At 67.4% G+C, this 25,059-nt stretch carries 31 protein-coding genes and 1 tRNA gene; 6 read left to right on the forward strand and 26 right to left on the reverse strand.

The window, feature by feature from the left end; all coding sequences use genetic code 11:
• From V6M45_RS03680 to V6M45_RS03750, 15 genes are all read right to left on the reverse strand, one after another.
• The coding region (locus tag V6M45_RS03680) for a proton-conducting transporter transmembrane domain-containing protein (protein ID WP_332654086.1) at positions 1-653 on the reverse strand (653 nt) is incomplete at its 3' end.
• 2 nt (positions 654-655) lie between these two features.
• The gene (nuoK, locus tag V6M45_RS03685; protein ID WP_332654088.1) at positions 656-964 is read right to left on the reverse strand and encodes an NADH-quinone oxidoreductase subunit NuoK; all 309 of its coding nucleotides are present in this window, start codon (positions 962-964) and stop codon (positions 656-658) included.
• Positions 964-1,590, reverse strand: a complete 627-nt coding sequence (locus V6M45_RS03690) for an NADH-quinone oxidoreductase subunit J (RefSeq protein ID WP_332654090.1) — start codon at positions 1,588-1,590, stop codon at positions 964-966. Before V6M45_RS03690 ends, nuoK begins: the two co-directional genes overlap by 1 nt.
• 74 nt (positions 1,591-1,664) lie before the next feature.
• Positions 1,665-2,156, reverse strand: a complete 492-nt coding sequence (gene nuoI, locus V6M45_RS03695) for an NADH-quinone oxidoreductase subunit NuoI (RefSeq protein WP_332654092.1) — start codon at positions 2,154-2,156, stop codon at positions 1,665-1,667.
• On the reverse strand, positions 2,156-2,380 hold the full coding sequence (locus V6M45_RS03700; protein ID WP_332654094.1) for a hypothetical protein: 225 nt from the start codon (positions 2,378-2,380) through the stop codon (positions 2,156-2,158). Before V6M45_RS03700 ends, nuoI begins: the two co-directional genes overlap by 1 nt.
• Positions 2,377-3,441: an NADH-quinone oxidoreductase subunit NuoH gene (nuoH, locus tag V6M45_RS03705; protein ID WP_332654096.1), complete on the reverse strand. Its 1,065-nt coding sequence runs from the start codon at positions 3,439-3,441 to the stop codon at positions 2,377-2,379. The genes V6M45_RS03700 and nuoH overlap by 4 nt, the downstream gene beginning before the upstream one ends.
• A gap of 6 nt (positions 3,442-3,447) precedes the next feature.
• The gene (nuoG, locus tag V6M45_RS03710) at positions 3,448-5,493 is read right to left on the reverse strand and encodes an NADH-quinone oxidoreductase subunit NuoG (protein ID WP_332654098.1); all 2,046 of its coding nucleotides are present in this window, start codon (positions 5,491-5,493) and stop codon (positions 3,448-3,450) included.
• The gene (locus tag V6M45_RS03715) at positions 5,493-5,990 is read right to left on the reverse strand and encodes a hypothetical protein (protein WP_332654100.1); all 498 of its coding nucleotides are present in this window, start codon (positions 5,988-5,990) and stop codon (positions 5,493-5,495) included. Before V6M45_RS03715 ends, nuoG begins: the two co-directional genes overlap by 1 nt.
• 2 nt (positions 5,991-5,992) lie before the next feature.
• Positions 5,993-7,306 (reverse strand): NADH-quinone oxidoreductase subunit NuoF, encoded by a 1,314-nt coding sequence (nuoF, locus tag V6M45_RS03720; protein WP_332654102.1) that lies wholly within the window; start codon positions 7,304-7,306, stop codon positions 5,993-5,995.
• A gap of 3 nt (positions 7,307-7,309) precedes the next feature.
• Positions 7,310-7,576 carry a hypothetical protein gene (locus tag V6M45_RS03725; RefSeq protein WP_332654104.1) on the reverse strand — a complete coding sequence of 89 codons (267 nt, stop codon included), beginning with the start codon at positions 7,574-7,576 and terminating at the stop codon, positions 7,310-7,312.
• Complete coding sequence (gene nuoE, locus V6M45_RS03730; RefSeq protein WP_332654105.1) at positions 7,573-8,235, reverse strand: NADH-quinone oxidoreductase subunit NuoE; 663 nt, start codon at positions 8,233-8,235, stop codon at positions 7,573-7,575. The genes V6M45_RS03725 and nuoE overlap by 4 nt, the downstream gene beginning before the upstream one ends.
• Complete coding sequence (locus V6M45_RS03735) at positions 8,232-9,494, reverse strand: NADH-quinone oxidoreductase subunit D (RefSeq protein WP_332654107.1); 1,263 nt, start codon at positions 9,492-9,494, stop codon at positions 8,232-8,234. Before V6M45_RS03735 ends, nuoE begins: the two co-directional genes overlap by 4 nt.
• Positions 9,494-10,090, reverse strand: coding sequence for an NADH-quinone oxidoreductase subunit C (locus V6M45_RS03740; protein ID WP_332654145.1), 597 nt, complete (start codon positions 10,088-10,090; stop codon positions 9,494-9,496). Before V6M45_RS03740 ends, V6M45_RS03735 begins: the two co-directional genes overlap by 1 nt.
• Positions 10,091-10,113: 23 nt before the next feature.
• Entirely contained in the window at positions 10,114-10,767 is a 654-nt protein-coding gene (locus tag V6M45_RS03745; protein WP_442880534.1) for a NuoB/complex I 20 kDa subunit family protein, read from the reverse strand.
• Positions 10,737-11,114 (reverse strand): NADH-quinone oxidoreductase subunit A, encoded by a 378-nt coding sequence (locus V6M45_RS03750; RefSeq protein ID WP_332654109.1) that lies wholly within the window; start codon positions 11,112-11,114, stop codon positions 10,737-10,739. The genes V6M45_RS03745 and V6M45_RS03750 overlap by 31 nt, the downstream gene beginning before the upstream one ends.
• A 263-nt stretch (positions 11,115-11,377) precedes the next feature.
• Here V6M45_RS03750 and V6M45_RS03755 point away from each other — a divergent pair.
• Positions 11,378-11,454 (forward strand) — tRNA-Asp (locus tag V6M45_RS03755).
• Between the two features lie 79 nt (positions 11,455-11,533).
• Here V6M45_RS03755 and V6M45_RS03760 read toward each other — a convergent pair.
• Complete coding sequence (locus V6M45_RS03760) at positions 11,534-11,893, reverse strand: hypothetical protein (RefSeq protein WP_332654111.1); 360 nt, start codon at positions 11,891-11,893, stop codon at positions 11,534-11,536.
• Between the two features lie 239 nt (positions 11,894-12,132).
• Between V6M45_RS03760 and V6M45_RS03765 the strand changes: the two genes are divergently transcribed.
• The 4 genes from V6M45_RS03765 (at position 12,133) to V6M45_RS03780 (ending at position 16,043) form a co-directional block, all read left to right on the forward strand.
• Positions 12,133-13,743, forward strand: coding sequence for a DEAD/DEAH box helicase (locus tag V6M45_RS03765; RefSeq protein ID WP_332654112.1), 1,611 nt, complete (start codon positions 12,133-12,135; stop codon positions 13,741-13,743).
• A gap of 109 nt (positions 13,744-13,852) precedes the next feature.
• Positions 13,853-14,908 (forward strand): GGDEF domain-containing protein, encoded by a 1,056-nt coding sequence (locus V6M45_RS03770; protein WP_332654114.1) that lies wholly within the window; start codon positions 13,853-13,855, stop codon positions 14,906-14,908.
• 38 nt (positions 14,909-14,946) lie between these two features.
• Entirely contained in the window at positions 14,947-15,738 is a 792-nt protein-coding gene (locus tag V6M45_RS03775) for a lysophospholipid acyltransferase family protein (RefSeq protein WP_332654116.1), read from the forward strand.
• Positions 15,735-16,043 (forward strand): DUF1330 domain-containing protein, encoded by a 309-nt coding sequence (locus V6M45_RS03780; RefSeq protein ID WP_332654117.1) that lies wholly within the window; start codon positions 15,735-15,737, stop codon positions 16,041-16,043. The genes V6M45_RS03775 and V6M45_RS03780 overlap by 4 nt, the downstream gene beginning before the upstream one ends.
• A gap of 12 nt (positions 16,044-16,055) precedes the next feature.
• Here V6M45_RS03780 and V6M45_RS03785 read toward each other — a convergent pair whose 3' ends face one another.
• From V6M45_RS03785 to V6M45_RS03820, 8 genes are read right to left on the reverse strand one after another with little or no spacing between them, the layout of a single operon-like run.
• A complete protein-coding gene (locus V6M45_RS03785; RefSeq protein WP_332654118.1) occupies positions 16,056-16,454 on the reverse strand; it encodes a HesB/IscA family protein in 399 nt (132 codons plus the stop codon).
• A 7-nt stretch (positions 16,455-16,461) separates the two neighbouring features.
• The gene (locus tag V6M45_RS03790; protein ID WP_332654119.1) at positions 16,462-16,857 is read right to left on the reverse strand and encodes an SUF system Fe-S cluster assembly protein; all 396 of its coding nucleotides are present in this window, start codon (positions 16,855-16,857) and stop codon (positions 16,462-16,464) included.
• Positions 16,854-18,092 carry an aminotransferase class V-fold PLP-dependent enzyme gene (locus tag V6M45_RS03795; RefSeq protein ID WP_332654120.1) on the reverse strand — a complete coding sequence of 413 codons (1,239 nt, stop codon included), beginning with the start codon at positions 18,090-18,092 and terminating at the stop codon, positions 16,854-16,856. Before V6M45_RS03795 ends, V6M45_RS03790 begins: the two co-directional genes overlap by 4 nt.
• On the reverse strand, positions 18,071-19,099 hold the full coding sequence (sufD, locus tag V6M45_RS03800; RefSeq protein ID WP_332654121.1) for a Fe-S cluster assembly protein SufD: 1,029 nt from the start codon (positions 19,097-19,099) through the stop codon (positions 18,071-18,073). Before sufD ends, V6M45_RS03795 begins: the two co-directional genes overlap by 22 nt.
• Positions 19,096-19,845, reverse strand: coding sequence for a Fe-S cluster assembly ATPase SufC (gene sufC / locus V6M45_RS03805; protein WP_332654122.1), 750 nt, complete (start codon positions 19,843-19,845; stop codon positions 19,096-19,098). Before sufC ends, sufD begins: the two co-directional genes overlap by 4 nt.
• Before the next feature lie 15 nt (positions 19,846-19,860).
• Positions 19,861-21,330: a Fe-S cluster assembly protein SufB gene (sufB, locus tag V6M45_RS03810; protein WP_332654123.1), complete on the reverse strand. Its 1,470-nt coding sequence runs from the start codon at positions 21,328-21,330 to the stop codon at positions 19,861-19,863.
• Positions 21,331-21,333: 3 nt separating this feature from the next.
• Complete coding sequence (locus V6M45_RS03815) at positions 21,334-22,473, reverse strand: cysteine desulfurase family protein (protein ID WP_332654124.1); 1,140 nt, start codon at positions 22,471-22,473, stop codon at positions 21,334-21,336.
• Positions 22,470-22,937: an Rrf2 family transcriptional regulator gene (locus V6M45_RS03820; RefSeq protein ID WP_332654126.1), complete on the reverse strand. Its 468-nt coding sequence runs from the start codon at positions 22,935-22,937 to the stop codon at positions 22,470-22,472. Before V6M45_RS03820 ends, V6M45_RS03815 begins: the two co-directional genes overlap by 4 nt.
• Before the next feature lie 162 nt (positions 22,938-23,099).
• Between V6M45_RS03820 and V6M45_RS03825 the strand changes: the two genes are divergently transcribed.
• Positions 23,100-23,750 carry an alpha/beta hydrolase gene (locus V6M45_RS03825; RefSeq protein ID WP_332654127.1) on the forward strand — a complete coding sequence of 217 codons (651 nt, stop codon included), beginning with the start codon at positions 23,100-23,102 and terminating at the stop codon, positions 23,748-23,750.
• Here the strand turns inward: V6M45_RS03825 and V6M45_RS03830 are convergent.
• Positions 23,747-24,724: a TerC family protein gene (locus V6M45_RS03830; RefSeq protein ID WP_332654128.1), complete on the reverse strand. Its 978-nt coding sequence runs from the start codon at positions 24,722-24,724 to the stop codon at positions 23,747-23,749. The genes V6M45_RS03825 and V6M45_RS03830 overlap by 4 nt on opposite strands.
• 27 nt (positions 24,725-24,751) lie before the next feature.
• Positions 24,752-24,949 (reverse strand): YdcH family protein, encoded by a 198-nt coding sequence (locus V6M45_RS03835; protein WP_332654129.1) that lies wholly within the window; start codon positions 24,947-24,949, stop codon positions 24,752-24,754.
• Positions 24,950-25,059: the final 110 nt, after the last annotated feature.

The following is a 25,059-nucleotide window of genomic DNA, read 5'->3' on the forward strand; positions in this document are numbered from 1 at the left end:
AGGAATTCCCAGCCCGTGCCCTCGCGCGCGGCGATCATCGGGAACAGCTCGGCGAACTCGATGGTGCCGAACATCCAGAAGACGGTGAAGATGCCGAGGGCGAAGCCGAAGTCGCCGACGCGGTTGACCACGAACGCCTTGATGGCGGCCGCGCTGGCCGTGGACTTCTTGTACCAGAAGCCGATCAGCAGATAGGAGGCCAGCCCCACCCCTTCCCAGCCGAAGAACAGCTGCATGAAGTCGGCGGCGGTGACCAGCGCCAGCATGGCGAAGGTGAACAGCGACAGATAGGCGAAGAACCGCGGCTTGTCGGGGTCCTCGGCCATGTAGCCCCAGCTGTACAGGTGGACCAGCGAGGACACGGTGGTGACCACGACCAGCATCACCGCCGACAGGGCGTCGATGCGGATCGACCAGTTCGACTGGAAGTCGCCGACATGGATGAACGGCGCGATCTGGACCGTAAACGGCTCCAGATGACCCCAGGTCCACTGGCTGAAGACGATCCAGGCCACGGCGCAGGAGAAGAACAGCAGGCCCGTGGTGACGGACTTGGACAGCAGGTCGCCGAGCCGCCGGCCGGACAGGCCGACGATGGCGGCGCCGAGCAGCGGGGCGAAGACGCCGAGTGTGACGAGAAGCTCGAGGTTCACGATCAGCCCTTCATGACCGAGGCGTCGTCGACGGCGATGTCGCCGCGATTGCGGAAGAAGGTCACCAGGATGGCCAGGCCGACGGCGGCCTCGGCCGCGGCGACCGTGAGCACGAACATGGCCATGATCTGCCCGGAGACGTCGTTGAGATAGGTCGAGAAGGCGACGAAATTGATGTTCACCGCCAGCAGGATCATCTCGATCGACATCAGGATGATGATGACGTTCTTGCGGTTCACGAAGATGCCGAAGACGCCGATGGTGAACAGGATGGCGCCGACCGCCAGATAGTGCTGGAGCGTGATGTCCATCAGATCAGGTCCTCCGCGGAGACGCCCGCGCCAGTGGCCGCGCCCTTGACCTCGACCGCGGTCTTGCGGTCGCGGTTGACCTGGTCATGGGGCTTCTGGCGCTTGATGTTGGGCTTGTGGCGCAGGGTCAGGACGATGGCGCCGATCATGGCGATCAGCAGCACGATCCCCGCCGCCTGGAAGATGTAGACGTAGTCGGTGTAGAGCACCCGGCCGATGGCCTCGACGTTGGTCATTTCGACAGTCGCGGCGGCCGGAGCGACGGCGTCGGCGGCGGCGCCGCCCTGGACGACCACCAGCGAGATCATGATCATCTCGGCCAGCAGCACGCCCGCCACGATCGCCGCCAGCGGCAGGTAGCGCGCATAGCCTTCGCGCAACCGCACGAAGTCGACGTCCAGCATCATGACCACGAACAGGAACAGCACCGCGACGGCGCCGACGTAGACCACGACCAGCAGCATCGCCAGGAACTCCGCGCCCAGCAGCACGAACAGCCCCGCCGACGAGAAGAAGGTCAGGATCAGCCACAGCACGCTATGCACGGGGTTCTTCGCGGTGACGACCATCAGGCCGCCGACCACGGCCACCGCCGCCAGCAGATAGAAGGCGATTCCTGTCAACATCTGAGGCCTGCGCCCCTTTCGGTTATGGGCGGCGATCCCCTGCGGAATCGCCCTCCCCGTTCAGCGGTTGCGCCTTAGCGGTAAGGCGCGTCGAGTTCCAGATTCTTCGCGATCAACCGCTCCCAGCGGTCGCCGTTCGAAAGCAGTTTTTCCTTGTCGTAGAGCAGCTCTTCCCGGTTCTCGACGGTGAATTCCGAGTTCGGCCCCTCGACGATGGCGTCCACCGGGCAGGCCTCCTGGCACAGGCCGCAGTAGATGCACTTCACCATGTCGATGTCGTAGCGGGTCGTGCGGCGGCTGCCGTCGGCGCGCGGTTCGGCCTCGATGGTGATGGCCTGGGCCGGGCAGATGGCCTCGCACAGCTTGCAGGCGATGCACCGCTCCTCACCGTTCGGATAGCGGCGCAGAGCGTGCTCGCCCCGGAAGCGCGGCGACTGCGGGTTGCGCTCGAACGGATAGTTCACGGTCGCCTTGGGGCGAGCCATGTATTTCAGCGACAGACCGATGGCCCCGATGATGTCCAGCATCATCGCGCCCTTGGTCGCCTGGACGAGACGGGTGAACATCAGTCTTTGTCTCCGGAGACGCCGCGGCAAAGCTCTTCCTTGCGCGGATCCTCATCCTTGGTGATACGGCACAGGCGGACGCGTTCCGCCTGCTCGCGTTCGACGGCCTGCTGGCGGCGCTCCCACTGATAGACCGAGACCGGCTCGGCCTCGTAGGTCGGAATGGTGCAGGCGGCCGTCGAGGCGGCGGCGCCCAGCGTCAGCAGGGTCAGCAGCCGGCTCATGCGCCCACTCCGAACACCCGCCACGCGGAGACCACGACGACAGCGACCAGCGAGGTCGGCAGGAAGATCTTCCAGCCCAGCCGCATCAGCTGGTCGTAGCGGTAGCGGGGCACAAAGGCCTTCACCATGGCGATCATGGCGAACCAGAAGATGATCTTGGAGAAGAACACCAGGAAGTAGAACAGATTGGCCAGGAACTCGGGCCAGTCGTTGAGGAAGTCGGTCGGGAAGCCCGGGTGCCAGCCGCCGAAGAACAGCAGGCTGATCATCGCGCACATGAAGACGATGTTGGCGTACTCGCCAATCATGAACAGCAGATAGGGCGTCGAGCTGTATTCGACCTGGTAGCCGGCCACGAGCTCGGACTCCGCCTCGGGCAGGTCGAACGGCGGACGGTTGGTCTCGGCCAGGGCGGAGATGAAGAAGATGATCGCCATCGGGAACATCACCACGATGGTCGGCAGGGTCGAGAGACCGCCGCCGAAGGCGAACCAGTTCCAGATCCAGCCGCCCTGCTGGGTGACGATCTGGGTCAGGTTCATGGTCCCGGCCAGCAGGATGACGTTGATGATCACGAGGCCGATGGAGACCTCGTAGGACACCATCTGCGCCGCGCTGCGCAGCGAGCCGAGGAACGGATACTTCGAGTTCGAAGCCCAGCCGCCCATGATGATGCCGTAGACGCCCAGCGAGCTGATCGCGAAGATGTAGAGGATGCCGACGTTCAGGTCCGAGATGACCCAGCCCGGCGCGAACGGGATCGCGGCCCAGGCGATAAAGGCCAGGACGAAGGTCAGCAGCGGGGCCAGCAGGAAGATCACCTTGTCCGCGCCGGCCGGGACGACGATCTCCTTCAGCACGAATTTGAAGAAGTCGGCGAACGACTGCAGCAGGCCGAACGGGCCGACGACGTTGGGGCCCTTCCGCATCTGCACGCCCGCCCAGATCTTGCGGTCGGCCAGCAGCAGGAAGGCCAGCGAGATCAGGATGCCGACGGTGACGAGCAGAATCCCGCCGGCGGTGGCGAGGGTCCATCCCAGGGGCGTGGTCCAGAAATCCATCGGGCCTTACTCCGCCGCCATCGCGACCGGGGCCGTCCGCAGGGCGGACAGTTCGGCCATCGTCACGCTGGCGCGCGCGATCGGGTTGTTGAGGTAGGGGTCGCGGACGGCGGAGTGGAAGGCCACATCGCCGAGGTCGCCCTTCTTGCCCAGCGCGCCGACGTCGAACGTGGCGGGCGCCGGCAGATAGTCGATGCGGCCGAAGGTCGGATGGTCCGCCATCAGCTTCGAACGCAGGGCGTCGAGGGTGTCATACGGCAGGGTCTGGCCGACCATGGCCGACAGTGCGCGCAGGATGGCCCAGTCTTCCTTGGCCTGGCCCTTCGGGAAGACGGCGCGTTCGGCCATCTGCACCCGGCCCTCGGTGTTGACGTACAGGCCCGACTTCTCGGTATAGGCCGCGCCGGGCAGGATCACGTCGGCGCCGTGCGCGCCGCGGTCGCCATGGCTTCCCAGATAGACCTTGAAGGCGCCGGTCGCCGAGGCGTCGATCTCGTCGGCGCCCAGCAGGAACAGCACGTCCAGCGCGCCCTTCTTGACCATGTCGACCGCCGACAGGCCGCCCGCGCCCGGCACGAAGCCCATGTCGAGACCGCCGACGCGCGAGGCCGCGGTGTGAAGCACGTTGAAGCCGTTCCAGCCCTCGGTGACCACGCCGACCTTCTTCGCCAGCGCGCCCAGCGCGTTCAGCACGGCCGGTCCCTCGGCGCCCGCCAGCGCGCCCCCGCCGACGATGATCGCCGGCCGCTCGGCTTTGGTCAGGAAGTCCATCGCCGCCTTGGGCAGCTTGGCCAGGGTCTTCGATCCGGCGCCGAGCCAGCTGTAGTCGAAGGTCAGATTGGCCTGTTCTCCAATCAGGCCCACGGTCGTCTTGCCGGTCAGCCAGGCCTTGCGCAGACGGGCGTTCAGCAGCGGCGCCTCGGTGCGCGGATTGGCCCCGACGATCAGGACGGCGTCGGCGTTTTCAATGCCTTGCAGGCCGGAGTTGAACAGCCACCCCTCGCGCGCACCGACGCCCAGCGCGCTACCGTCCTGACGGCAGTCGGTGTTGGCGGAGCCTAGGGCGCGGAACAGGTCCAGCGCCGCCTTCATGGATTCCGCGTCTTGCAGGTCGCCGGCGACGACGCCGATCCGGTCGGCCGCGGCCGCCTTGAGCCTCTGAGCCACCACGCCCAGCGCCTCTTCCCACGACGCCGCCCGCAGCTTCCCGTTGTCGCGCACATACGGCCGGTCCAGTCGCTGGCGCTGCAGGCCGTCGACGGCGTAGCGGCTGATGTCCGACAGCCACTCCTCGTTGATGCCCTCATGCACCCGCGGAAGCACGCGCATGACCTCGGCGCCGCGCGCGTCGACGCGGATGTTCGAGCCCAGCGCGTCCATGACGTCGATGGACTCGGTCTTCTTCAGCTCCCACGGGCGGTAGTGGTACTGCCACGGCCGGTGCGTCAGGGCGCCGACCGGGCACAGGTCGTTGACGTTGCCCGACAGCTCGCTGTCGATGTTCTTTTCCAGATAGGTGGTGATCTCGGCGTCCTCGCCGCGCGAGATCATGCCGATGTCCGGCACGCCGGCGACCTCGGTGATGAAGCGGACGCAGCGGGTGCACTGGATGCACCGGGTCATGAAGGTCTTGACCGTCGGACCCATGTTCTTTTCTTCGACGGCGCGCTTGTTCTCGGCGTAGCGGGAGCCGTCGCGGCCATAGCCCATGGCCTGGTCCTGCAGGTCGCACTCGCCCGCCTGGTCGCAGATCGGGCAGTCCAGCGGGTGGTTGATGAGCAGGAACTCCATCACCCCTTCGCGGGCCTTCTTGACCATCGGCGTGTCGGTGAAGATCTCCTGACCGTCGGCGGCCGGCAGGGCGCACGACGCCTGCGGCTTCGGCGGTCCGGGCTTCACCTCGACCAGGCACATGCGGCAGTTGCCGGCGATCGACAGCCGTTCGTGATAGCAGAAGCGCGGAATCTCCTGCCCGGCGCGCTCGGCGACCTGCAGCACGGTCATCCCGGGCTCGAATTCGATCTCTACGCCGTTGACCTTGGCGACGGGCATCAGCGGGCCTCTTGCTCAGTCGCCACGGCATAGGTCTCCGTGGCGGTCGTCCCATCCGGGAGCGTCGTGTTGATGGTGATGGCCTCGCCGTCAAGGACGAAGCGCGTCACCGGGTCGCCGGACTGGTTCATCCAGCGGGCTTCTTGGGGATCGCCGGCGTCGGCCGGCTTCCAGGTGATCAGATCGCCCTCGACCCGGCACTGGGCCCGGCGCCGGCCGCCGTCGACCGGCGCGCGCCACGAGGCGTTGACGACCTCGCCGTCGAGGCCGTCGATCGAGATGTCCGTCAGTTGCTGGCCGTGAATCCCGGCCAGACCGGCGCGGCAGACGCGTCGCAGGTCAGCGGCGTTCAGCACCCGCGGCGCGGCCGGGGCGGCATCGCTCTGCGCTGGCGCGGCGGACACCGCCTCGGCCGGAGTCGGCGCGCCCTCCTCCGCCCGCTCGCCGCAGGCGGCGAGGGCAAAGGGCGCCAGCATCAGGACGGCGGTCAGACGCATCGTCACTCCGCCGCGATCGCATGGCCGGCGAAATTCGCGCGGCGGCTGCGGTAGGAAGCGATCCGCTCCTCGATCTCGTGGCGGAAATGCCGGATCAGACCCTGCACCGGCCAGGCCGCGGCGTCTCCCAAGGCGCAGATGGTGTGGCCCTCGACCTGGCCGGCGACGTCCAGCAGCAGGTCGATTTCGGACGGGTCGGCCTCGCCGATCGCCATCCTCTCCAGCACGCGCCACATCCAGCCGGTGCCTTCGCGGCACGGCGTGCACTGGCCGCAGCTTTCGTGCTTGTAGAAATAGCTGATGCGGGCGATGGCACGGACCAGATCGGTCGACTGGTCCATGACGATCACCGCCGCCGTACCGAGGCCCGAGCGCATCTCGCGCAGGCTGTCGAAATCCATCAGGGCGGTTTCCGACATCTCGCGGGTGATCAGCGGCACGGACGAACCGCCGGGGATCACGGCCTTCAGATTGTCCCAGCCGCCGCGCACGCCGCCGCAGTGCTCTTCCAGCAGCTGCTTCAGCGGGATCGACATCGCCTCTTCGACATTGCACGGCCGGTTCACGTGGCCGCTGATGGTCATCAGCTTGGTGCCGGTGTTGTTTGGCCGGCCGAAGCCCGCGAACCACTCGGCCCCGCGGCGCAGGATGGTGCCGACGACGGCGATCGACTCGACGTTGTTCACCGTGGTCGGGCAGCCGTACAGACCGGCGCCGGCCGGGAACGGCGGCTTCAGACGGGGCTGCCCCTTCTTGCCCTCCAGCGACTCGAGCAGGGCCGTCTCCTCGCCGCAGATGTAGGCCCCTGCGCCGTGGTGGATGTAGACGTCGAAGTCCCAGCCGTGGACGTTGTTCTTGCCGATCAGCTTCGCGTCATAGGCCTGCTTGACCGCGGCCTCCATGCGCTCGCGTTCCAGCACATATTCGCCGCGCAGATAGATGTAGCAGGCGTGGGCCTGCATCGCGAAGCTGGCGATCAGGCAGCCTTCGATCAGCAGCTGCGGATCGTGCCGCATGATCTCCCGGTCCTTGGCGGTGCCAGGCTCCGACTCGTCGGCGTTGACCACCAGATAGTGCGGCCGGTCCTTGAGCTCCTTGGGCATGAAGGACCACTTCAGACCGGTCGAGAATCCGGCGCCGCCGCGGCCGCGCAGGCCCGAGTTCTTGACGTTGGTGATGATCCAGTCCCGACCGAGGTCGAGCATGTCCTTCGTCGCATTCCACGCGCCGCGCTGCTTCGCGCCCTCGAGGCCCCAGTCCTGGAGGCCGTAGAGGTTGGTGAAGATGCGATCCTTGTCTTCGAGGATTCCGACCATGATTCAGTCCATCTCCCGCATACGGCGGCGGTGGTAACGGGTGCGCAGGAAGATGGCCGCCAGCATCAGGGCCCAGCCGAACGCCAGCGCGGCGTAGCCGGCCCACTGGATCGCGGGGCCCGCGGCGCCGGCGGCCCCTGCGGCGTAGACAGCCAGGGCGCCGGCGATCACCAGGGCGAAACCGGCCAGCCGCTGGTTGCGGCCGACCAGACGCAGTTCCGCGCGGTACCGGGCGATCGCCTGATCGTCGGAGAGGTCCGGTCGCGTCATGCCGGGACCGGATCGCTGTTGGGCAGCTTCCTGATCGGCCTGGCGGCCGAGCCGTCATACAGCTTCGGATCGGTCAGGGTCAGGGCCCCGCCTTCCGGCTCGGAGCTGTGACGGCCGACGCGCGATCCGGGCTTCGGCTTCTTTCCGGCGGCGAAGTCGTCGATGATCTTGGCCAGGCTCTCCGGCGTCAGGTCCTCGAAATAATAGTCGTTGATCTGGGCCATCGGCGCATTGGCGCAGGCGCCCAGGCATTCGACTTCCTGCCAGGTGAAGCGGCCGTCGGCGCTCAGGGTGTCCTTGGGACCGATCCTGTCCTTGCAGACCTTCATCAGGTCCCCTGCCCCGCGCAGCATGCACGGCGTGGTGCCGCACACCTGGATCAGGGCCGCCGAACCGACCGGCTCGAGCATGAACATGGTGTAGAAGGTCGCGACCTCCAGCACCCGTATGAACGGCATGCCCAGCAGTTCGCCGATGGCGCGGATGGCGGGCTCGGAAACCCAGCCTTCCTGCTTCTGGACCAGCCACAGGATCGGGATCACCGCCGACTGGCGACGGTCGGCCGGGTATTTGGCGATCCACCAGTCGGCCTTGGCCTTCGTCGCCTTGGAGAAGGCGAACGAGGCGGGCTGTTCCTTGGCGAGGCGACGAACGCTCATCGGTCCACTTCTCCGAACACGATATCCAGCGAGCCCAGGATGGCGCTCACGTCGGCCAGCATGTGACCGCGGTTCATCCAGTCCATGGCCTGCAGGTGGCGGAAGCCCGGGGCCGAGATCTTGACCCGGTACGGCTTGTTGGTCCCGTCGGACACCAGATAGACGCCGAACTCGCCCTTGGGGGCCTCGACGGAGGCGTAGACTTCGCCTTCCGGTGTGCGGAAGCCCTCGGTGTAGAGTTTGAAGTGATGGATCAGCGATTCCATCGACCGCTTCATCTCGCCCCGCCGCGGCGGCACGATCTTGTTGTCCTCGGTGATGACCGGCTCGCCGGGGCAGTTGCGCAGCTTGTGGATGCACTGCTCCATGATCCGCACCGACTGCTTCATCTCCTCGATGCGGCACAGGTAGCGATCCCAGCAGTCGCCGTTCTTGCCGACGGCGATATCGAACTCGAGATCGGCGTAGCACTCGTACGGCTGCGACTTGCGCAGGTCCCACGGAATGTCCGAACCGCGCAGCATCACCCCGGTGAAGCCCCAGTCCAGCGCCTGCTGCTTCGACACCACGCCGATGTCGACGTTGCGCTGCTTGAAGATACGGTTCTCGGTGACGAGGGACTCGATGTCCTTCAGCGCCGCCGGGAATTCCAGGCACCAGCGGCCGATGTCGTCGATCAGGTCGGGCGACAGGTCCTGATGGACGCCGCCGGGCCGGAAATAGTTGGCGTGCAGACGGGCGCCGGAGGCGCGCTCGTAGAACACCATCAGCTTCTCGCGTTCCTCGAAGCCCCACAGCGGCGGCGTCAGGGCGCCGACGTCCATGGCCTGGGTGGTCACGTTCAGGAGGTGCGACAGGATGCGGCCGATCTCGGAATACAGCACCCGGATCAGCTGGCCGCGGTAGGGCACGTCAATACCCAGCAGCTTTTCGATGGCCAGGCAGAAGGCGTGTTCCTGGTTCATCGGCGCGACGTAGTCGAGGCGATCCAGATACGGCACGTTCTGCAGATAGGTCCGCGCCTCCATCAGCTTCTCGGTGCCGCGGTGCAGCAGGCCGATGTGCGGATCGACGCGGGTGACCAGTTCGCCGTCCAGCTCCAGCACCAGACGCAGCACGCCGTGCGCGGCCGGGTGTTGCGGCCCGAAATTGATCGTGAATTTGCGATCGTCGAGCGCGCGGGCGTGCTCGGTGCGACCGTCGTGCTCGTCGAAGATGCTGGCGCCCAGCGGCGCCGGGATGGTGGAGGAATCAGCCATCAGCCCTTCACCTTCTCATCGCCGGGCAGCACCGGGGCCGGATAGTCCGCGCCCTCCCAGGGCGACTGGAAGTCGAAATTGCGGAACTCCTGGGTCAGCTTGACCGGTTCGTAGACGACCCGCTTCTGCTCTTCATCGTATCGGACCTCGACATAGCCGGTCATCGGGAAGTCCTTGCGCAGCGGATGCCCCTGGAAGCCGTAGTCGGTCAGCAGCCGGCGCAGGTCCGGGTGATCCGAGAACAGCATGCCGTACATGTCGAAGGCCTCGCGTTCGAACCAGTCGGCGTTCGGGAAGACCGACACGGCGCTGGGTACGGGCTGGACCTCGTCGGTCGCGACCTTGACCCGCACCCGGGCGTTCCGGGTCAGGGACAGCAGGTGATAGACCACCTCGAACCGCTCTTCGCGATCCGGGAAGTCGACGCCGCAGACATCCAGCAGTTGCTGGAAGCCGAAGCGGTCGCGCAGCGCCGTCAGCACGGGCACGATGCTGTCGCGTTCGGCGATCAGCGTCAGTTCCCCGAAGGCCACCTGGGCCTGCACGCCCAGCGCGCCGACCATCTCGGCCCCGAGCGGGGTCAGGGCGGACTCCATGTCCGCGATGCGGGCGACAGCGTTCATCGGTCGATGGTCCCCGTCCGCCGGATCTTCTTCTGCAGCTGCAACAGCCCGTACAGCAGCGCCTCCGCCGTCGGCGGGCACCCCGGAACATAAGCATCGACAGGTACAACGCGGTCACAGCCGCGCACTACACTGTAACTATAGTGATAATACCCGCCGCCATTGGCGCACGAACCCATCGAAAGCACGTAGCGCGGGTCCGGCATCTGATCGTAAACTTTACGAAGCGCGGGCGCCATCTTGTTGGTCAGGGTGCCGGCCACAATCATCAGGTCCGACTGCCGCGGGCTGGCTCGCGGCGCCATTCCGAACCGCTCCATGTCGAAGCGCGGCATCGAGGCCTGCATCATCTCCACGGCGCAGCAGGCGAGCCCGAAGGTCATCCACATCAGCGAGCCGGTGCGGGCCCAGTTGATGACGTCGTCCAGCGAGGTGGTGATGAAGCCGCGCTCGCCAAGCTCGGCGTTGACCGCTTCGAAGAATTTGTCGTGGATGGCCGGGTCATAGCCCTCGACCATGGTCCGGCCGGCCGTCCCGAAGGCCAGCGGCGACGACGGGCCCGGGCCGACCGGGGACGCGCCCTGGTTGCCCACGCCGATCAGCGGGACGGTGTTGGTCGTCACTCCCATTCCAGCGCGCCCTTCTTCCATTCGTAGATGAAGCCGACGGTCAGCACGCCGAGGAAAACCATCATCGACCAGAAGGCGAACACCATGCCCGCATGCGACAGGTCGAACATCGACACCGCCCACGGGAACAGGAAGGCCACCTCAAGGTCGAAGATGATGAAGAGGATCGACACCAGATAGAAGCGGACGTCGAACTTCATCCGCGCATCGTCGAACGCGTTGAAGCCGCACTCATAGGCCGACAATTTCTCGGAGTCCGGGTTCTTCGGCGCCAGCACCCAGGCGGCCAGCATGAAACCGAGCCCGAGGACCGTTGCGATCCCGAGAAACACCACGATCGGCAGATATTCGAGAAGAAATTCATTCATCCGGAGGGACCTCGTCCGCCGTCGAGGGAGGGGGCGGATTCGGCGCTTTCTAGACCGGGAGCCGCGCCCGTTCAAACCCATGCGGCGAAAGGTTTTTATTGAGAATGGTTCGCAGGTTATCGAACGGCGGCCGCGGGCGGCGGGCGTCCGGCCGAAGCGCGGAAAAACTGCGAATACCGACGCCATCCTCGCTTGACAGTGCGAGGCGGCCCCGCCTAAACGACGCCCCTCGCCGCGACGCACTAGCTTCGCGGCCGGGAAACGCGGGTGTAGCTCAGTTGGTTAGAGTGCCGGCCTGTCACGCCGGAGGTCGCGGGTTCGAGCCCCGTCACTCGCGCCATTCCCTCTGATATAGCAGTCAGGGAATGGCGCTCTCCGCTCCGCGAGCGGCTTCTTCAAAATCCGGATCGTCTGGCGCGTCAGTTGCGGCCGGCCACCAGCACATTGTTGACGCGGCGGCCCAGAGGGTCGCGCGATTGCCACGTCTCGCCGACATCGGCGTCGACCATGGTGGTGCAGTAGCGCGGGATCAGCATGTTGGGCCGGATGTTGGTCAGGCACACGCGCTCGCCCCTTACCGACCAGCGCGCCGACAGCCGCCGCCCGTCCGAAAACTGGGCCGCGTAGGTGCCGTCCGGATTGAACCAGTGTTTCACCCACCCGCCGTCGGCGTAGCGCGACAGCACGGTGTTTCCGAAAGCGGCGTTGATATCGGCCCGACCCGGGCTGGCCAGCAGACACGCGACCGAAACGGTCGCCACGGCAAGCGTGCGAAGCATGCGGAACCCCTCTTCAACCCTTCCCGGACGGGACTATTAACAATCGTTTAGGGAATGCCAAGCCCCGTCGCCGGTTCCGGGAATAGTTGACTCTGACGTGGGGGCTTCTATATGCGGCCCACGTTCGGGACAGGACTGGCGAATCCGCGCCGCCCGCTCGCCCAGAGATCAGGGCGGTTCCGCGACATCGCACGACGGCCCGATGCGCGGGGCGTCCTTCAATCCAGTCCCAAGGACCCATGACCGAATTTTCCCAGCTGGGCCTCTCGCCCACGACCCTGCAAGCGGTCGCCGATACCGGCTACACGACCGCCACCCCGATCCAGGCTCAGGCCATCCCGGTCGCCCTCGCCGGCCGCGACGTACTCGGCATCGCCCAGACCGGCACCGGCAAGACCGCCGCCTTCACCCTCCCCCTGATCGACCGCCTGTCCAAGGGCCGCGCCCGCGCCCGGATGCCCCGCGCCCTGGTGCTGGCCCCGACCCGCGAGTTGGCCGACCAGGTCGCCTCCAGCTTCGAGAAATACGCCAAGGGCACCAAACTGACCTGGGTGCTGCTGATCGGCGGCGTCTCCATGGGCGACCAGGTGGCGGCGCTGAACAAGGGCGTCGACGTGCTGATCGCCACGCCCGGCCGCCTTCTCGACCTGTTCGAGCGCGGCAAGATGCTGCTCACCGGCGTCGAGCTGATGGTGGTCGACGAGGCCGACCGGATGCTGGACATGGGCTTCATCCCGGACATCGAACGCATCTTCAAACTGACCCCGCCGAAGCGCCAGACGCTGTTCTTCTCGGCCACCATGCCGCCGGAGATCACCCGGCTGACGACCCAGTTCCTCAAGGACCCGACCCGGATCGAGGCCTCGCGTCCCGCGATGACGGCAGAGACCATCACCCAGTATCTGGTGCGCATCCCGTCCAGCGACCCGAAGATGAAGCGCGCCGCCCTGCGCGCCCTGATCGGCCGCGCCGACGTCCGCAACGGCATCGTCTTCTGCAACCGAAAATCCGAGGTCGACGTCGTCGCCAAGTCGCTGAAGCAGCATGGCTTCGACGCCGCGCCGATCCACGGCGACCTCGACCAGTCGCTGCGCATGAAGACCCTGGCCGCCTTCCGCTCCGGAGAGCTGAAACTGCTGGTCGCCTCCGATGTCGCCGCGCGCGGACTGGACATCCCCGACGTCAGCCACGTCTTCAACTACGACGTCTCGCACCACGCTGACGACTATGTGCACCGCATCGGCCGCACCGGCCGCGCCGGCAAGACCGGTCAGACCTTCATGATCGTCACCCCGGGCGATGACCGGTCGCTCGACAAAGTCCTGAAGCTGATCAAGATGGCGCCTGAGGAACTGGTGCTGGACAGCGCCGACCTCGGCGGCGGCGGTCGTCGTCCCGAGAAATCCGAACGAGCCGAGCCGGCTCGCGAAACGGCCGAACGCCCGTCCCGCTCGCGCCGCGCCCCCGCCGCCCGGACCGTCGAAGCCGCCGAGCCGGCGGAAGCGCCGGTCGTTCAGACTCCGGAGACGCCGGAGGCTCCGGTCGCCGCGGAAGAACGGACGACCCCCGCCCGCCGCAGCCGCAGCCGGCGCGGTTCCGGCTCCTCGGCCCGGACCGCGGCCGAGGCTCCGGCCGAAGCTACCGCCGAGATCCCGGCATCGCCGGTCGAGGCCCCGATCGCGACCGCCGAGTCCGCGCCCCAGGCGCGGCCCGCCCAGGAAGCGCACCTGCGCCAGTCGGATCGCCGCGGCGCCCGTCCCGCCGCTGAACCCCAGCGCAGCAACGGCCGCCCGTTCGGCGAGGCTGAGGTTCCCGCCTTCCTGCGCCGGACCGTGCCGATCAAGGGTTAGAACGGTCCGAAATCGTACGGCCGGGGCCTCGTTTAACCCGGCGTTACGGAACCCGGCCTAGCTTCCGGCGATCAGGTCGCCCTCGGAGGCGATCCGCCAGAGGACATCCATGACGGAAGCGGTCGAAACCACGCTGCGGGGACCCGAAGCCTATTCCCTGGCGCGGCGGGCCGTCGAGGCGATGGAGGCCGCCCAGGTCTGGCCGACCCCGCTCAATTTCGAACTCTGGCTGCAGTACCTCGGCGAACCGGACGGCCCGCTGGGCCGCGAGATCCAGCGCATGCTGTCGGCCGGCGAGCCCTTCACCGAAGCCGTGGCTGAAATGCTGGCCGCCGAATACCTGCCCCGAGCCCGGCTGACCGAGGAGATCCGAGACGCCGGGCGGGTGCTGGACCGCGAACTGTCCAGCGTCTCGGCCGCCATCTCCCGCGCCCACAAGGCCCAGTCAGACTACGGACGCACCCTCCAGGGCGCCGCCGGCAGTCTGGAGTCCGCGGATGGCGCTCCCCAGCTGCGGGCCATCGTCTCGGACCTGTCGGACGCCACCCACCGCATCCAGCGGGACAACGAGGACCTGGAGCGCAAGCTGGAGGTCTCGACGCGCGAGATCGCCCGGCTCAGCGAGCATCTGGAACAGGTGCGCCGCGACTCCATGACCGACGCCCTGACCAACCTCGCCAACCGCAAGGCCTTCGACGAACAGCTTGAAAGCGCCTGCGAAACCGCCCTGACCGAGGGCGCGCGCCTGTCGCTGGCGGTTCTCGATATCGACCACTTCAAGCGCTTCAACGACACCTGGGGTCATCAGACCGGCGATCAGGTCCTCCGCTACGTCGCCAGCGTTCTCGGCAAGGCGGCGACGGGATCACGGGTGGCGGCCCGCTACGGCGGCGAGGAGTTCGCCATGATCTTCCCCCGGGAGAGCCTGCCCGATGTCGAGGCGGCGCTGGAAGGCATCCGCAAGGAGATCGGCTCGCGCGCCCTGCGCCGCCGCTCGACCAACGATGATCTCGGCGCGGTCACGGTCTCGATCGGTTTCGCACACCGCCGCGGCGGTGAAAGCGCCAGCAGCCTGCTCGGCCGCGCCGACGCCGCCCTCTACGCCTCCAAGCGCTCGGGCCGGAATCGCGTCACCTGCGCCGACTGGCTGGACGACGCGGCCTGACCCCTTCCGCCCCGGCGAAATCGCGCCATAGTCGCCCCATGCGAAGCCTCGCCTTCAACATCGCCTACTGGGTCCTGTCGATCGGCTACACCCTGGCCGCCGTGATCGCGGCCCTGACGCCCGGGCGGGCGGCCACCGGCTGGATCATCCGCCGCTACGTCCGTCGCATGGTCCAGGCCATGCGCCTGCTGGCCGGCATCCGGATCGAATACCGCGGCGAGGAGCGACTGCCGGCGGGAGCCTTCATCATCGCCGCCAAGCACCAGAGCTGGGGCGACGGTTTTTCGGTCTACGATCGCTTCGACGACCTCGCCTTCGTCACCGGCGCCCACCTCGAGAAATTCCCGCTGATGGCCACGGTGCTGCGCAAGCTGGGCGCCATCGTCGTCAACAACTGCGGCGGCCGCGAAGCCCGCGATGCGCTGAAGGATCGCGCCGCCGACGCCCACCGCGACGGTCGCAGGATCCTCATCTATCCCGAGGGCAATCTGGCGAAGGTCGGCGAGAAATACCGCTATCGCTCCGGCGTCTGGCACATGTACCGCGACTTCGACATGCCGGTTGTGCCGGTGGCCACCAACCTCGGCCTGTTCTGGCCGCAGGAGGCCTTCGAGAAACACCCGGGCACGGCGACGCTGGAGTTCCTGGACCCTATCCCCACCGGCCTGCCCAAGGACGAATTCCTCGCCCGACTGGAGGCCGCCATCGAAGGCCGCACCGCAGAGCTCGTCGCCGCCGCCTCGAATGCGCCGGTCATTGCGGCGGTTCAGGTGCCGACGCCCGACGAAGCCCGCAGGGCCCGGGCGATCGCTGAAAAGGCACCCGCATGACTGTCTATGTCGTCGCCCAGCTGCAATTCACCAATCGCGACCGTTATAACGCCTACCTCGCGGGCTTCGCCGGGGCGTTCGCGGGCTCGGGCGGCCGCCTGCTGGCCGCCGACGAGGGCGTGACGCCGCTGGAGGACGCCCGGGTTCCGGACAAGGTCGTCATCATGAGCTTTGACGACGAGACGCAGGCGCGAGCCTTCCTCGACAGCCCGGCCTACCAGACCATCTCCGAGGATCGCCGGGCCGGCGCCGCGACGACGGGCTTCATCGTCCACGGCCTGCCGGGCGTCACTCCACCGGAATGACGCCGCCGGTTTTCAGTCGATCTCCAGCGCCCTGGCGGGAATGATCGTCACGCTCTCGCCGCAGCCGCAGGCGTCGGTCTGGTTCGGGTTCCGGAACACGAATTTCGAGGCCAGCTTCGTCGTCTCGTAATCGATCTCCGAGCCGATCAGGAACAGGATCGCCTTGGGGTCGATCAGGATGGTGACGCCTTTGTCCTCGACCACCTCATCCATCGGCCCGATGCTCTCAGCATAGGCGAAGGTGTATTCCTGCCCCGCGCAGCCGCCGTTCTTGACGCCGACGCGGATGCCCACCGCCGGCGTCTCCGCCTTGGCCATGATCTCGCGCACCCGCGCGGCGGCGGCGTCGGTCAGCGACACGGCCTTGGGACGCGGACGGCGGGGACGGGCGGTGGCCTGAAGCTGGGTCATGACGTCCTCAGAACATGTTCAGGGCCAGCTTGGCCTCGTCGCTCATCTTCGACGGATCCCACGGCGGGTCGAACACCAGCTCGGCCTTGGCCGATTTGACGCCCTCGACCTTGCGCACCGCGTCCTCGACCCAGCCCGGCATCTCGCCCGCCACCGGACAGCCCGGCGCGGTCAGCGTCATCTCGATGGCCACGTCCCGCTCGTCGGACAGGTCGACCTTGTAGATCAGGCCCAGCTCATAGATGTCGACCGGGATCTCCGGATCATAGACTGACTTCAGCGCCGTGATGATGTCGTCCGTCAGGCGGTCGATCTCGCCCTGCGACAGGGCCCCGGCCTGCGGCGCGTCCCAGGCCTCGGCGAAGGCCGGGCTGTCGGTGATGCGGGCGGTTTCGGTCGTCATGCGAAGAACTCACGGGCCTTGATCAGGGCGTCGACGAAGGCGTCGGCGTCCTCTGTGGTGTTATATAGGGCGAAGGACGCGCGGGCGCTCGACGTCAGGCCGAACCTTTTGGCCAGCGGCTCGGCGCAGTGCAGCCCGGCCCGCACCGCCACGCCATAGCGGTCCATCACCTGGGCGATGTCGTGGGCGTGGGCGCCCTCGACGGTGAAGGTCAGGATGGCCCCCTTCCCGTCCGCCTCGCCGATCACGCGCAGCCAGTTGACCCTGGCCAGCCGCTCCCGGGCATGATCGTACAGCGCCCGCTCATGCGCCGCGACCGCCTGGCGGTCGAACTGCGCCAGCCACTCGATCGCCGCGCCCAGACCGATGGCCTCGACGATCGGCGGCGTCCCGGCCTCGAACCGGTGCGGCGGCTTCGCATACCGGACCTCGTCCCGGGTGACCGTCTCGATCATCTCGCCGCCGCCCTGATACGGCGGCAGGCCCTCCAGCGCCTCAGCCGTCCCGTACAGGGCGCCGATGCCGGAAGGCCCGTACAGCTTGTGACCGGTGAAGACGTAGAAGTCGCAGCCGATGGCCTGCACGTCCGGCGCGGCGTGCACCGCCCCCTGGCAGCCGTCGATCAGCACCTTCGCCCCGGCGGCGTGGGCCAGCCGGGTGACCTCCGCGACCGGATTCACCGTGCCCAGCACATTGGACATGTGGGTGACAGCGACGACCTTCGTCCTCGGCCCCAGCAGCTCGGCGTATGCCGCCATGTCCAGCGAGCCGTCGTCCAGCACCGGAATCCACTTCAGCACCGCCCCGCGCCGCTCCCGCAGCAGGTGCCACGGCACGATATTGGAGTGGTGCTCCATCTCGCTGACGATGATCTCGTCGCCCGGCTGGATCGACTGGCCTATCCCGGCGGCCACCAGATTGATCGCCTCGGTCCCGCCCTTGGTCCAGACGATGTTCGAGGCGGCTTCGGCGTTGAGGAACCGCGCCACGCTCTCGCGCGCCGCCTCGAAGGCCTCGGTCGTCTCATTGGCCAGGGTGTGCAGGCCGCGATGGACGTTGGCGTAGCTGCCCTCCATCGACTGCACCATGGCGTCGATCACCGCCCGCGGCTTCTGCGCCGAGGCGGCCGAGTCCAGATAGACCAGCGGCTTGCCGTTTACCGTCCGGGACAGGATCGGAAACTGCGCTCGGGCGGCGTAGGGGTCAAAGCGGTTCACAGACGAGCCGTCAGCCATTCCCGCACCACCTCCCGCGCACCCTCGTGGTCGATCCGGTCCACCACCTCGACGAGGAAGGCCTCGGTCAGCAGGGCCCGCGCCTCGTCCAGCGGAATGCCGCGCTGCTGCAGATAGAACAGCGCCGCCTGATCCAGATTGCCGACGGTATTGCCGTGCGCGCACTGCACATCGTCGGCATAGATGACCAGTTCCGGCTTGGCGTCGACCTCGGCCCGCTCGCCGAGGATCAAGGCATGGTGCCCCATGCGCGCGTCCGTCCCGTCGGCCCCGCGCTCGACCACGATCTTGCCCTGGAACACACCGCGCGCGGTGTCGCGCACCACCCCCTTGGTCAGCTGCGAGGTCGTGCCGTCGCCGCCGACATGGTCGACCACGCTGGTCAGGTCGGCGTGGCGTGAGCCCGACAGGACATAGAGCCCGTCGACGCGAACGTCGGCGCCCTGCCCCGGATGCCGCACCCCCGTCTCAAGCCGTTGCAGCTTCGCGCCCGCCGTGGCGATGGTCTGGCGATACCGGCCGCCGGCCTCGACCTTGACCTCGGCCTGGGTGATCGAGATCGCGTCCTCCGGCTCGTTCACCAGCACGATGCGGGTGACCTCGGCCCCGCGCGCGACGTCCAGCTCCAGCCGGTTGTGCGCCACATAGGCCGAGCCCTGACCCTCATGGGTCTCCAGCAGCAGCAGCTTCGCTCCCGCCCGGGCCGAGATGCGAGCCGTCGCCGCATGTCCCGTCTCCGTCGCCTTCGAGATGAAGCGCAGCCGCACGGTCTGTTGGCCCGAGCCCATGAAGGCGCTCGCCCCCACGGCCCGGCCGTTGACGAAGGCCATCGCCTCCCCGCCCAGCGCCTCGAACGGCCCGCCGCCCGTCAGCGGTATGGACGCCGACGGCGAAGGCTCCGGCGACTCACGAAGATATTTCCGCAGGTCGCTGTATTTCCACGCCTCCACCCGCCGGGACGGGAAGCTGGAGGCGTCTTTCAGATCGATAAGAGGAAGCGCGCTCACGCCGCTTCCGGCAGATACTTGTCGTACCCTTCCGCCTCCAGCTGCAGCGCCAGTTCCGGCCCGCCCGAGGCCACGATCCGCCCAGCCGCCAGCACATGCACCCGGTCCGGTTTGATGTAGTCCAGCAGCCGCTGGTAGTGGGTGATCACCAGCATGGCCCGCTCCGGCGAGCGCAGGGCGTTGACCCCGTCGGCCACGATCCGCAGGGCGTCGATGTCGAGACCCGAATCCGTCTCGTCGAGGATCAGCAGCGACGGCTCCAGCAGCGCCATCTGCAGGATCTCCATCCGCTTCTTCTCGCCGCCCGAAAAGCCGACATTGAGCGGCCGCTTCAGCATGTCGAAATCCATCTTCAGCGCCGCCGACGCCGCCTTGACCAGCTTCAGGAAGGCGGGGGCCGAGACCTCCTCTTCGCGGCGCGCCCGCTTCTGGGCGTTCAGCGCCGTGCGCACGAAGGTCAGGGCCGGGACGCCCGGAATCTCGATGGGATACTGGAACGACAGGAAGACGCCCTTCGCCGCCCGCTCGGCCGGTTCGAGGGCCAGCAGGTCTTCGCCCTTCCATGACACCGCGCCCTCGGTCGCCTCATAGCCGGGCCGTCCCGACAGGGCGTAGCCCAGCGTCGACTTGCCGGCCCCGTTCGGCCCCATGATGGCGTGCACCTCGCCCGCAGGAACGTCGAGCGTCAGGCCCTTGAGGATCGGCTTTTCGCCGACGGAGACGTGGAGATTGTTGATCTTCAGCATTGTTTTTCTTCTTGATTAGCCGACTGAACCTTCGAGACTGATCGCCACCAGCTTCTGCGCCTCGACCGCGAACTCCATCGGCAGCTCCTGCAGCACGTCGCGCACGAAGCCGTTGACCAGCAGGGCCACCGCCTCCTCCTGCGACAGCCCACGCTGCTGGGCGTAGAACAGCTGGTCGTCCGACAGCCGCGTCGTCGTCGCCTCGTGCTCCAGCTGGGCCGAGCCGTTGCGGGCCTCGATATAGGGCACGGTGTGCGAGCCGCACTCCTTGCCGATCAGCAGGCTGTCGCACTGGGTGAAGTTGCGCACCCCGGTGGCCTTCGGATGCACCGAGACCAGCCCGCGATAGGTCGAGTCCGACTTTCCGGCCGAGACAGCCTTGGCGATGATGCGGCTCTTCGAGTTCTTGCCGAGGTGGATCATCTTGGTGCCGGTATCGGCCTGCTGGCGCCCGTTGGTGATGGCGATCGAGTAGAACTCGCCCGAGCTCTCCTCGCCTTTCAGAAGGCAGGACGGGTATTTCCAGGTGATGGCCGAGCCGGTCTCGACCTGGGTCCAGGACACCTTCGAGCGGTCGCCGCGGCAGTCGGCCCGCTTGGTCACGAAGTTGTAGATGCCGCCCCGGCCGGTGACCGGATCGCCCGGATACCAGTTCTGCACCGTCGAATATTTGATCTCGGCGTCGTCCAGCGCCACCAGCTCGACCACGGCCGCATGCAGCTGGTTCTCGTCGCGGGTCGGGGCCGTGCAGCCTTCCAGATACGAGCAGTAGCTGCCCTTGTCGGCGATGATCAGGGTGCGTTCGAACTGGCCGGTCTGGCTCGCATTGATGCGGAAATAGGTCGACAGCTCCATCGGGCAGCGCACGCCCGGCGGGATGTAGACGAACGATCCGTCCGAAAACACCGCGCTGTTCAGAGCCGCGAAATAGTTGTCCGAGACCGGCACCACCGATCCCAGATATTTGCGCACCAGCTCAGGATGTTCACGCAAGGCTTCGGAAATCGGCATGAAAATCACCCCGACCTTGGCCAGCTCGGCCTTGAAGGTGGTGACCACGCTGACGCTGTCGAACACCGCATCCACGGCATAGCGCGGCGCCCCCTCGACCCCCGCCAGCACCTCCTGCTCCTTCAGCGGGATGCCCAGCTTGGCGTAGACGGCCAGCAGTTCCGGATCGACCTCGTCGAGCGACTTCGGCCCCTCCTTCTTCTTCGGCGCGGCGTAGTAGAACAGCGACTGATAGTCGACCGGCTCATACTTCACCGAAGCCCAGGTCGGCTCATCCATCGCCAGCCAGCGCTCATAGGCGGCCAGCCGCCATTCCAGCATCCACTCCGGCTCGCCCTTCTTCTCCGAGATGAAGCGCACGATGTCGGCGTTCAGTCCGCGCGGGGCGAACTCCTGCTCGATGTCCGAGCTGAAGCCGTGCTCGTATTTCTCGAGGGCGGCGACGGCTTCGATGGTTTCCTTAACGGCGGCCATGACTTACGCGATTTCCTTCACGCGATCCGAATGGCGCGCGCGATATTTCTCATGGGCGGCGACCCAGGCCTCGGCGAACCGGGCCCAGTCGCTTTCGACCGTGCCCCAGCCGCCCGAGATCCGGACGCCGCCGGTCGCCAGACGATCCAGCCCCATGGCCGAGATCGCCTTCGACGGCTTCGTCTTGCCGGATGAACAGGCCGAGCCCGCCGACACCATCACCCCGACCAGGTCGAGGGTGATCAACTGCTGCGGGCTGTCCCAGCCCTCGACCGCCATGAACAGGGTGTTCGGCAGGCGCTCTACGGCGGCGCCGATGATGACGGCTCCCGCGGCCGCGACCTTCGCCTCGGCCGAGTCGCGCCACGCCCTGTGCGCCATGGCCGTCGGCAGGTCGCGCGCGGCGCAGTCCGCCGCCACGCCGAAGCCGGCGATGCCCGGAACGTTCTCGGTGCCGGCGCGCAGCCCGCGCTCCTGGCCCGCCCCATGCAGGGTGCGGATGACCGGAACGCCTTCCTTCGACACCAGCGCACCCACGCCCTGGGGCCCGCCCAGCTTGTGCGCCGACAGGGTCAGGGTGTCCGCATCCAGCGTCCGCATGTCGACCGGGATCTTGCCCGCCGACTGGATGGCGTCGACGTGCAGCCAGCCCCCGGCGGCCCGAACCAGCTTGGCCGCCGCCTCGATCGGCTGGATCACGCCGCTCTCGTTATTGGCGTGATGAATGGCGACCACCGCCCGGCCCGGCCGCGCCAGCGCCTCGGCCAGCCAGGCCAGATCGACCACGCCGTTCTCGTCAACCGGCAGGATCTCGACCGGCCGGCCGCTGACATTGGCCGCCTCGGCCACGCAGGGATGCTCGGTGGCGCTCACGATCAGCCGCTCGCAGCCCGCGGCCAGCGCGCTCTGGATCGCCTGGGCGTTCGACTCCGTGCCGCCCGACGAGAACACGATCGCCGTCGGGTCGGCGCCGATCAGCTCGGCCACCCGGGCCCGCGCCGTCTCCACCCGCGCCCGCGCGCGGCGCCCGGCGGCGTGGACGGCATTGGGGTTGCCGCCCTCGGCAAGGACCTCCGCCATGACCTCGCGGACCTCCGGACGGACCAGTCCCGAGGCGTTGTAATCCAGATAGACCGCGTTCACGCCGCCACTCCCACATCGTTCCCGGGCCGTCGGCGTCCCGTCCGGTTCATCACCACATCCTCCAGCGATACGCCGGCCAGATAGCGGTGGATTTCGTCGCCGAGGTCCTCCCACAGATTGTGGGTGATGCAGCGCTCGCCGGCCATCATGCAGCCCTTGGGCGAGGAGTGGCCGATGCAGCGGGTGGCCCGGATCGGCTCATCCACGGCCAGCACGATCTCGGCCACCACCGTCTCATGCGGACCCTTGGCCAGCCGGTAGCCGCCGCCGGGTCCGCGCACGCTCTGCACCAGGCCGCTCTTGCGCAGCCGGGCGAACAACTGCTCGAGATAGCTCAGCGAAATCTCCTGACGCGCCGCGATCTCGGCCAGGGAGACCGCCCGCTGGACCCCGTCCGAACGGCCGTTCTTGGCCAGATCGGCCATCGCCATCACCGCGTATCGTCCCTTGGTCGACAGTCGCATCGCGCCACCCGCAAAAACCGCGCGCTTTTCGAGGGTCCTGTGCTAGAACCCGCGCCTTCGCAAAGGCGTCTTCACGCACCGCGGACTTAGAAAGTCCTACCGGCGCGGTCAAGTATTACGCAGCTGCGAAACGACAGTTGAACACGGGAATTCGCGCCGCCCATGCCTGAAGTCATTCTGCCCGGGGCCTCGGGCCGCATCGAAGGCCGTTATTCGCCGGGCAAACGCCCGAACGCCCCGATCGCCCTGATCCTGCATCCCCACCCCAAGGCGGGCGGGCATATGAACAACCCGGTCGTCGTGACCCTGTACCAGCTGTTCGTGAAGCGCGGCTTCGCCACCCTGCGCTACAACAGCCGCGGCGTCGGCAAGTCGCAGGGCGAATTCGACTCCGGCATCGGCGAACTGGCCGACGCGGCCACCGCCCTGGACTGGCTCCAGGCCAACAACCCCGGCGCCACCCAGACCTGGGTCGCCGGCTACCAGTTCGGCGCCTACATCGGCATGCAGCTGCTGATGCGCCGCCCCGAGACCGACGGCTTCATCTCGGTCTCGCCGCCGTCGAACATGTACGACTTCAGCTTCCTGGCGCCCTGCCCTGCCTCGGGCCTGTTCCTGCACGGCACCAACGACACCGTCGTCCCGCCGGTCGAGGTCGAGCGCGTGGTCAACAAGCTGCGCACCCAGAAGGGCATCGTCATCGACTACGAACTGGAAGAGGGCGCGACCCACTTCTGGCAGGACCACATCGACGCCGTCGACCGCCGCGTCGGCCTATATCTGGACAAGCGGCTGGAAGAGAAGCCGGCCTAGGCCGGCCCCTTTCCTCCCTCCCGCGTTCGCCACAGCGACCAGACCACGCCCGCGGTCAGGATCAGCGCCGTAATCGCCAGCGACCATTCCGCCGGGAATTTCGCCCATCCGAACAGGTCGGCCACGAACACCTTGCCGCCGATGAAGATCAGCAGCACCGCCAGCGCCTGCTTCAGATAGGCGAAGCGGTGGATCACCGCCGCCAGGGCGAAGTACAGCGCCCGCAGGCCGAGAATGGCGAAGATGTTGGACGTGTAGACGATGTACGGGTCGGTGGTGATCGCGAAGATCGCCGGCACCGAGTCCACCGCGAAGATCACGTCGGCGACCTCGATCATCACCAGGGCCAGGAACATCGGCGTGGCCCACAGCACCATCCGCCCGTCCGGACCCGGGCGGCGCACGAAAAAGCGCTGGCCCTCCAGGTCGTCGGTCACGCGGAAGCGGCGCCGGAGGAAGCGGAGCAGCTTGCTGTCGCCGACATCGCCATGGCCGTCGCCGGCCATGAACATCTTGATCCCGGTCAGGATCAGGAACGCGGCGAACAGGTACAGCACCCAGCCGAACTGGCTGACCAGCGCGGCGCCGGCGCCGATCATCACCGCGCGAAGCACGATCACCCCGAGGATGCCCCAGAACAGCACCCGGTGCTGCAGGCTGCGGGGAATGGCGAGATAGCCGAAGATCATGGCGATGACGAAGACGTTGTCCATCGCCAGCGACTTCTCGATGGCGAAGCCGGTCAGATATTCGAGGCCGTGCCGGGCTCCCATCTCCCACCAGACCCAGCCGCCGAAAGCCACGCCGATCGTGATGTACATGCCGGAGAGCAGCAGGCTCTCCCGCACTCCGATCTCTTTCGCGCCGCGGTGGAGGACGCCGAGGTCGAGGGCCAGCAGGCCGGCGACCACGCCCATGAACGCCAGCCACATCCAGGCCGGCTTGCCGAGCCAGTCGGCGAGCAGAATTTCCATTGCGATGATCCGGTTTGAAGCTTGGGGTCAGGCCGTCTGCGGCCGGGTCAGGGCGTCGTCCTGCCGGGCCTCCAGCGCGGCGATCCGGTCCCGCGCCGCGAGCTTGCGCCTCTTCAGCTCCGCAAGACGGGCGGGATCCGGGCGGCGCCCGCCCTGTTCCAGCTTGATCATATGCCCCAGCCGCGCATGATCGCGACGGGCCCGGTACAGTTGAATATGCAGCATCGTCCTCTCCTCTGTGAGGAGCGGCTCGTCGCCTGACCGGGCAAGTGAAACGGCTGGTCCCTGTCACGCATCGAGCACGCTCGATGCGGTCCGACATCACGACCACAAGG

The organism is Brevundimonas sp. (assembly GCF_036676055.1).
Classification (GTDB): domain Bacteria; phylum Pseudomonadota; class Alphaproteobacteria; order Caulobacterales; family Caulobacteraceae; genus Brevundimonas.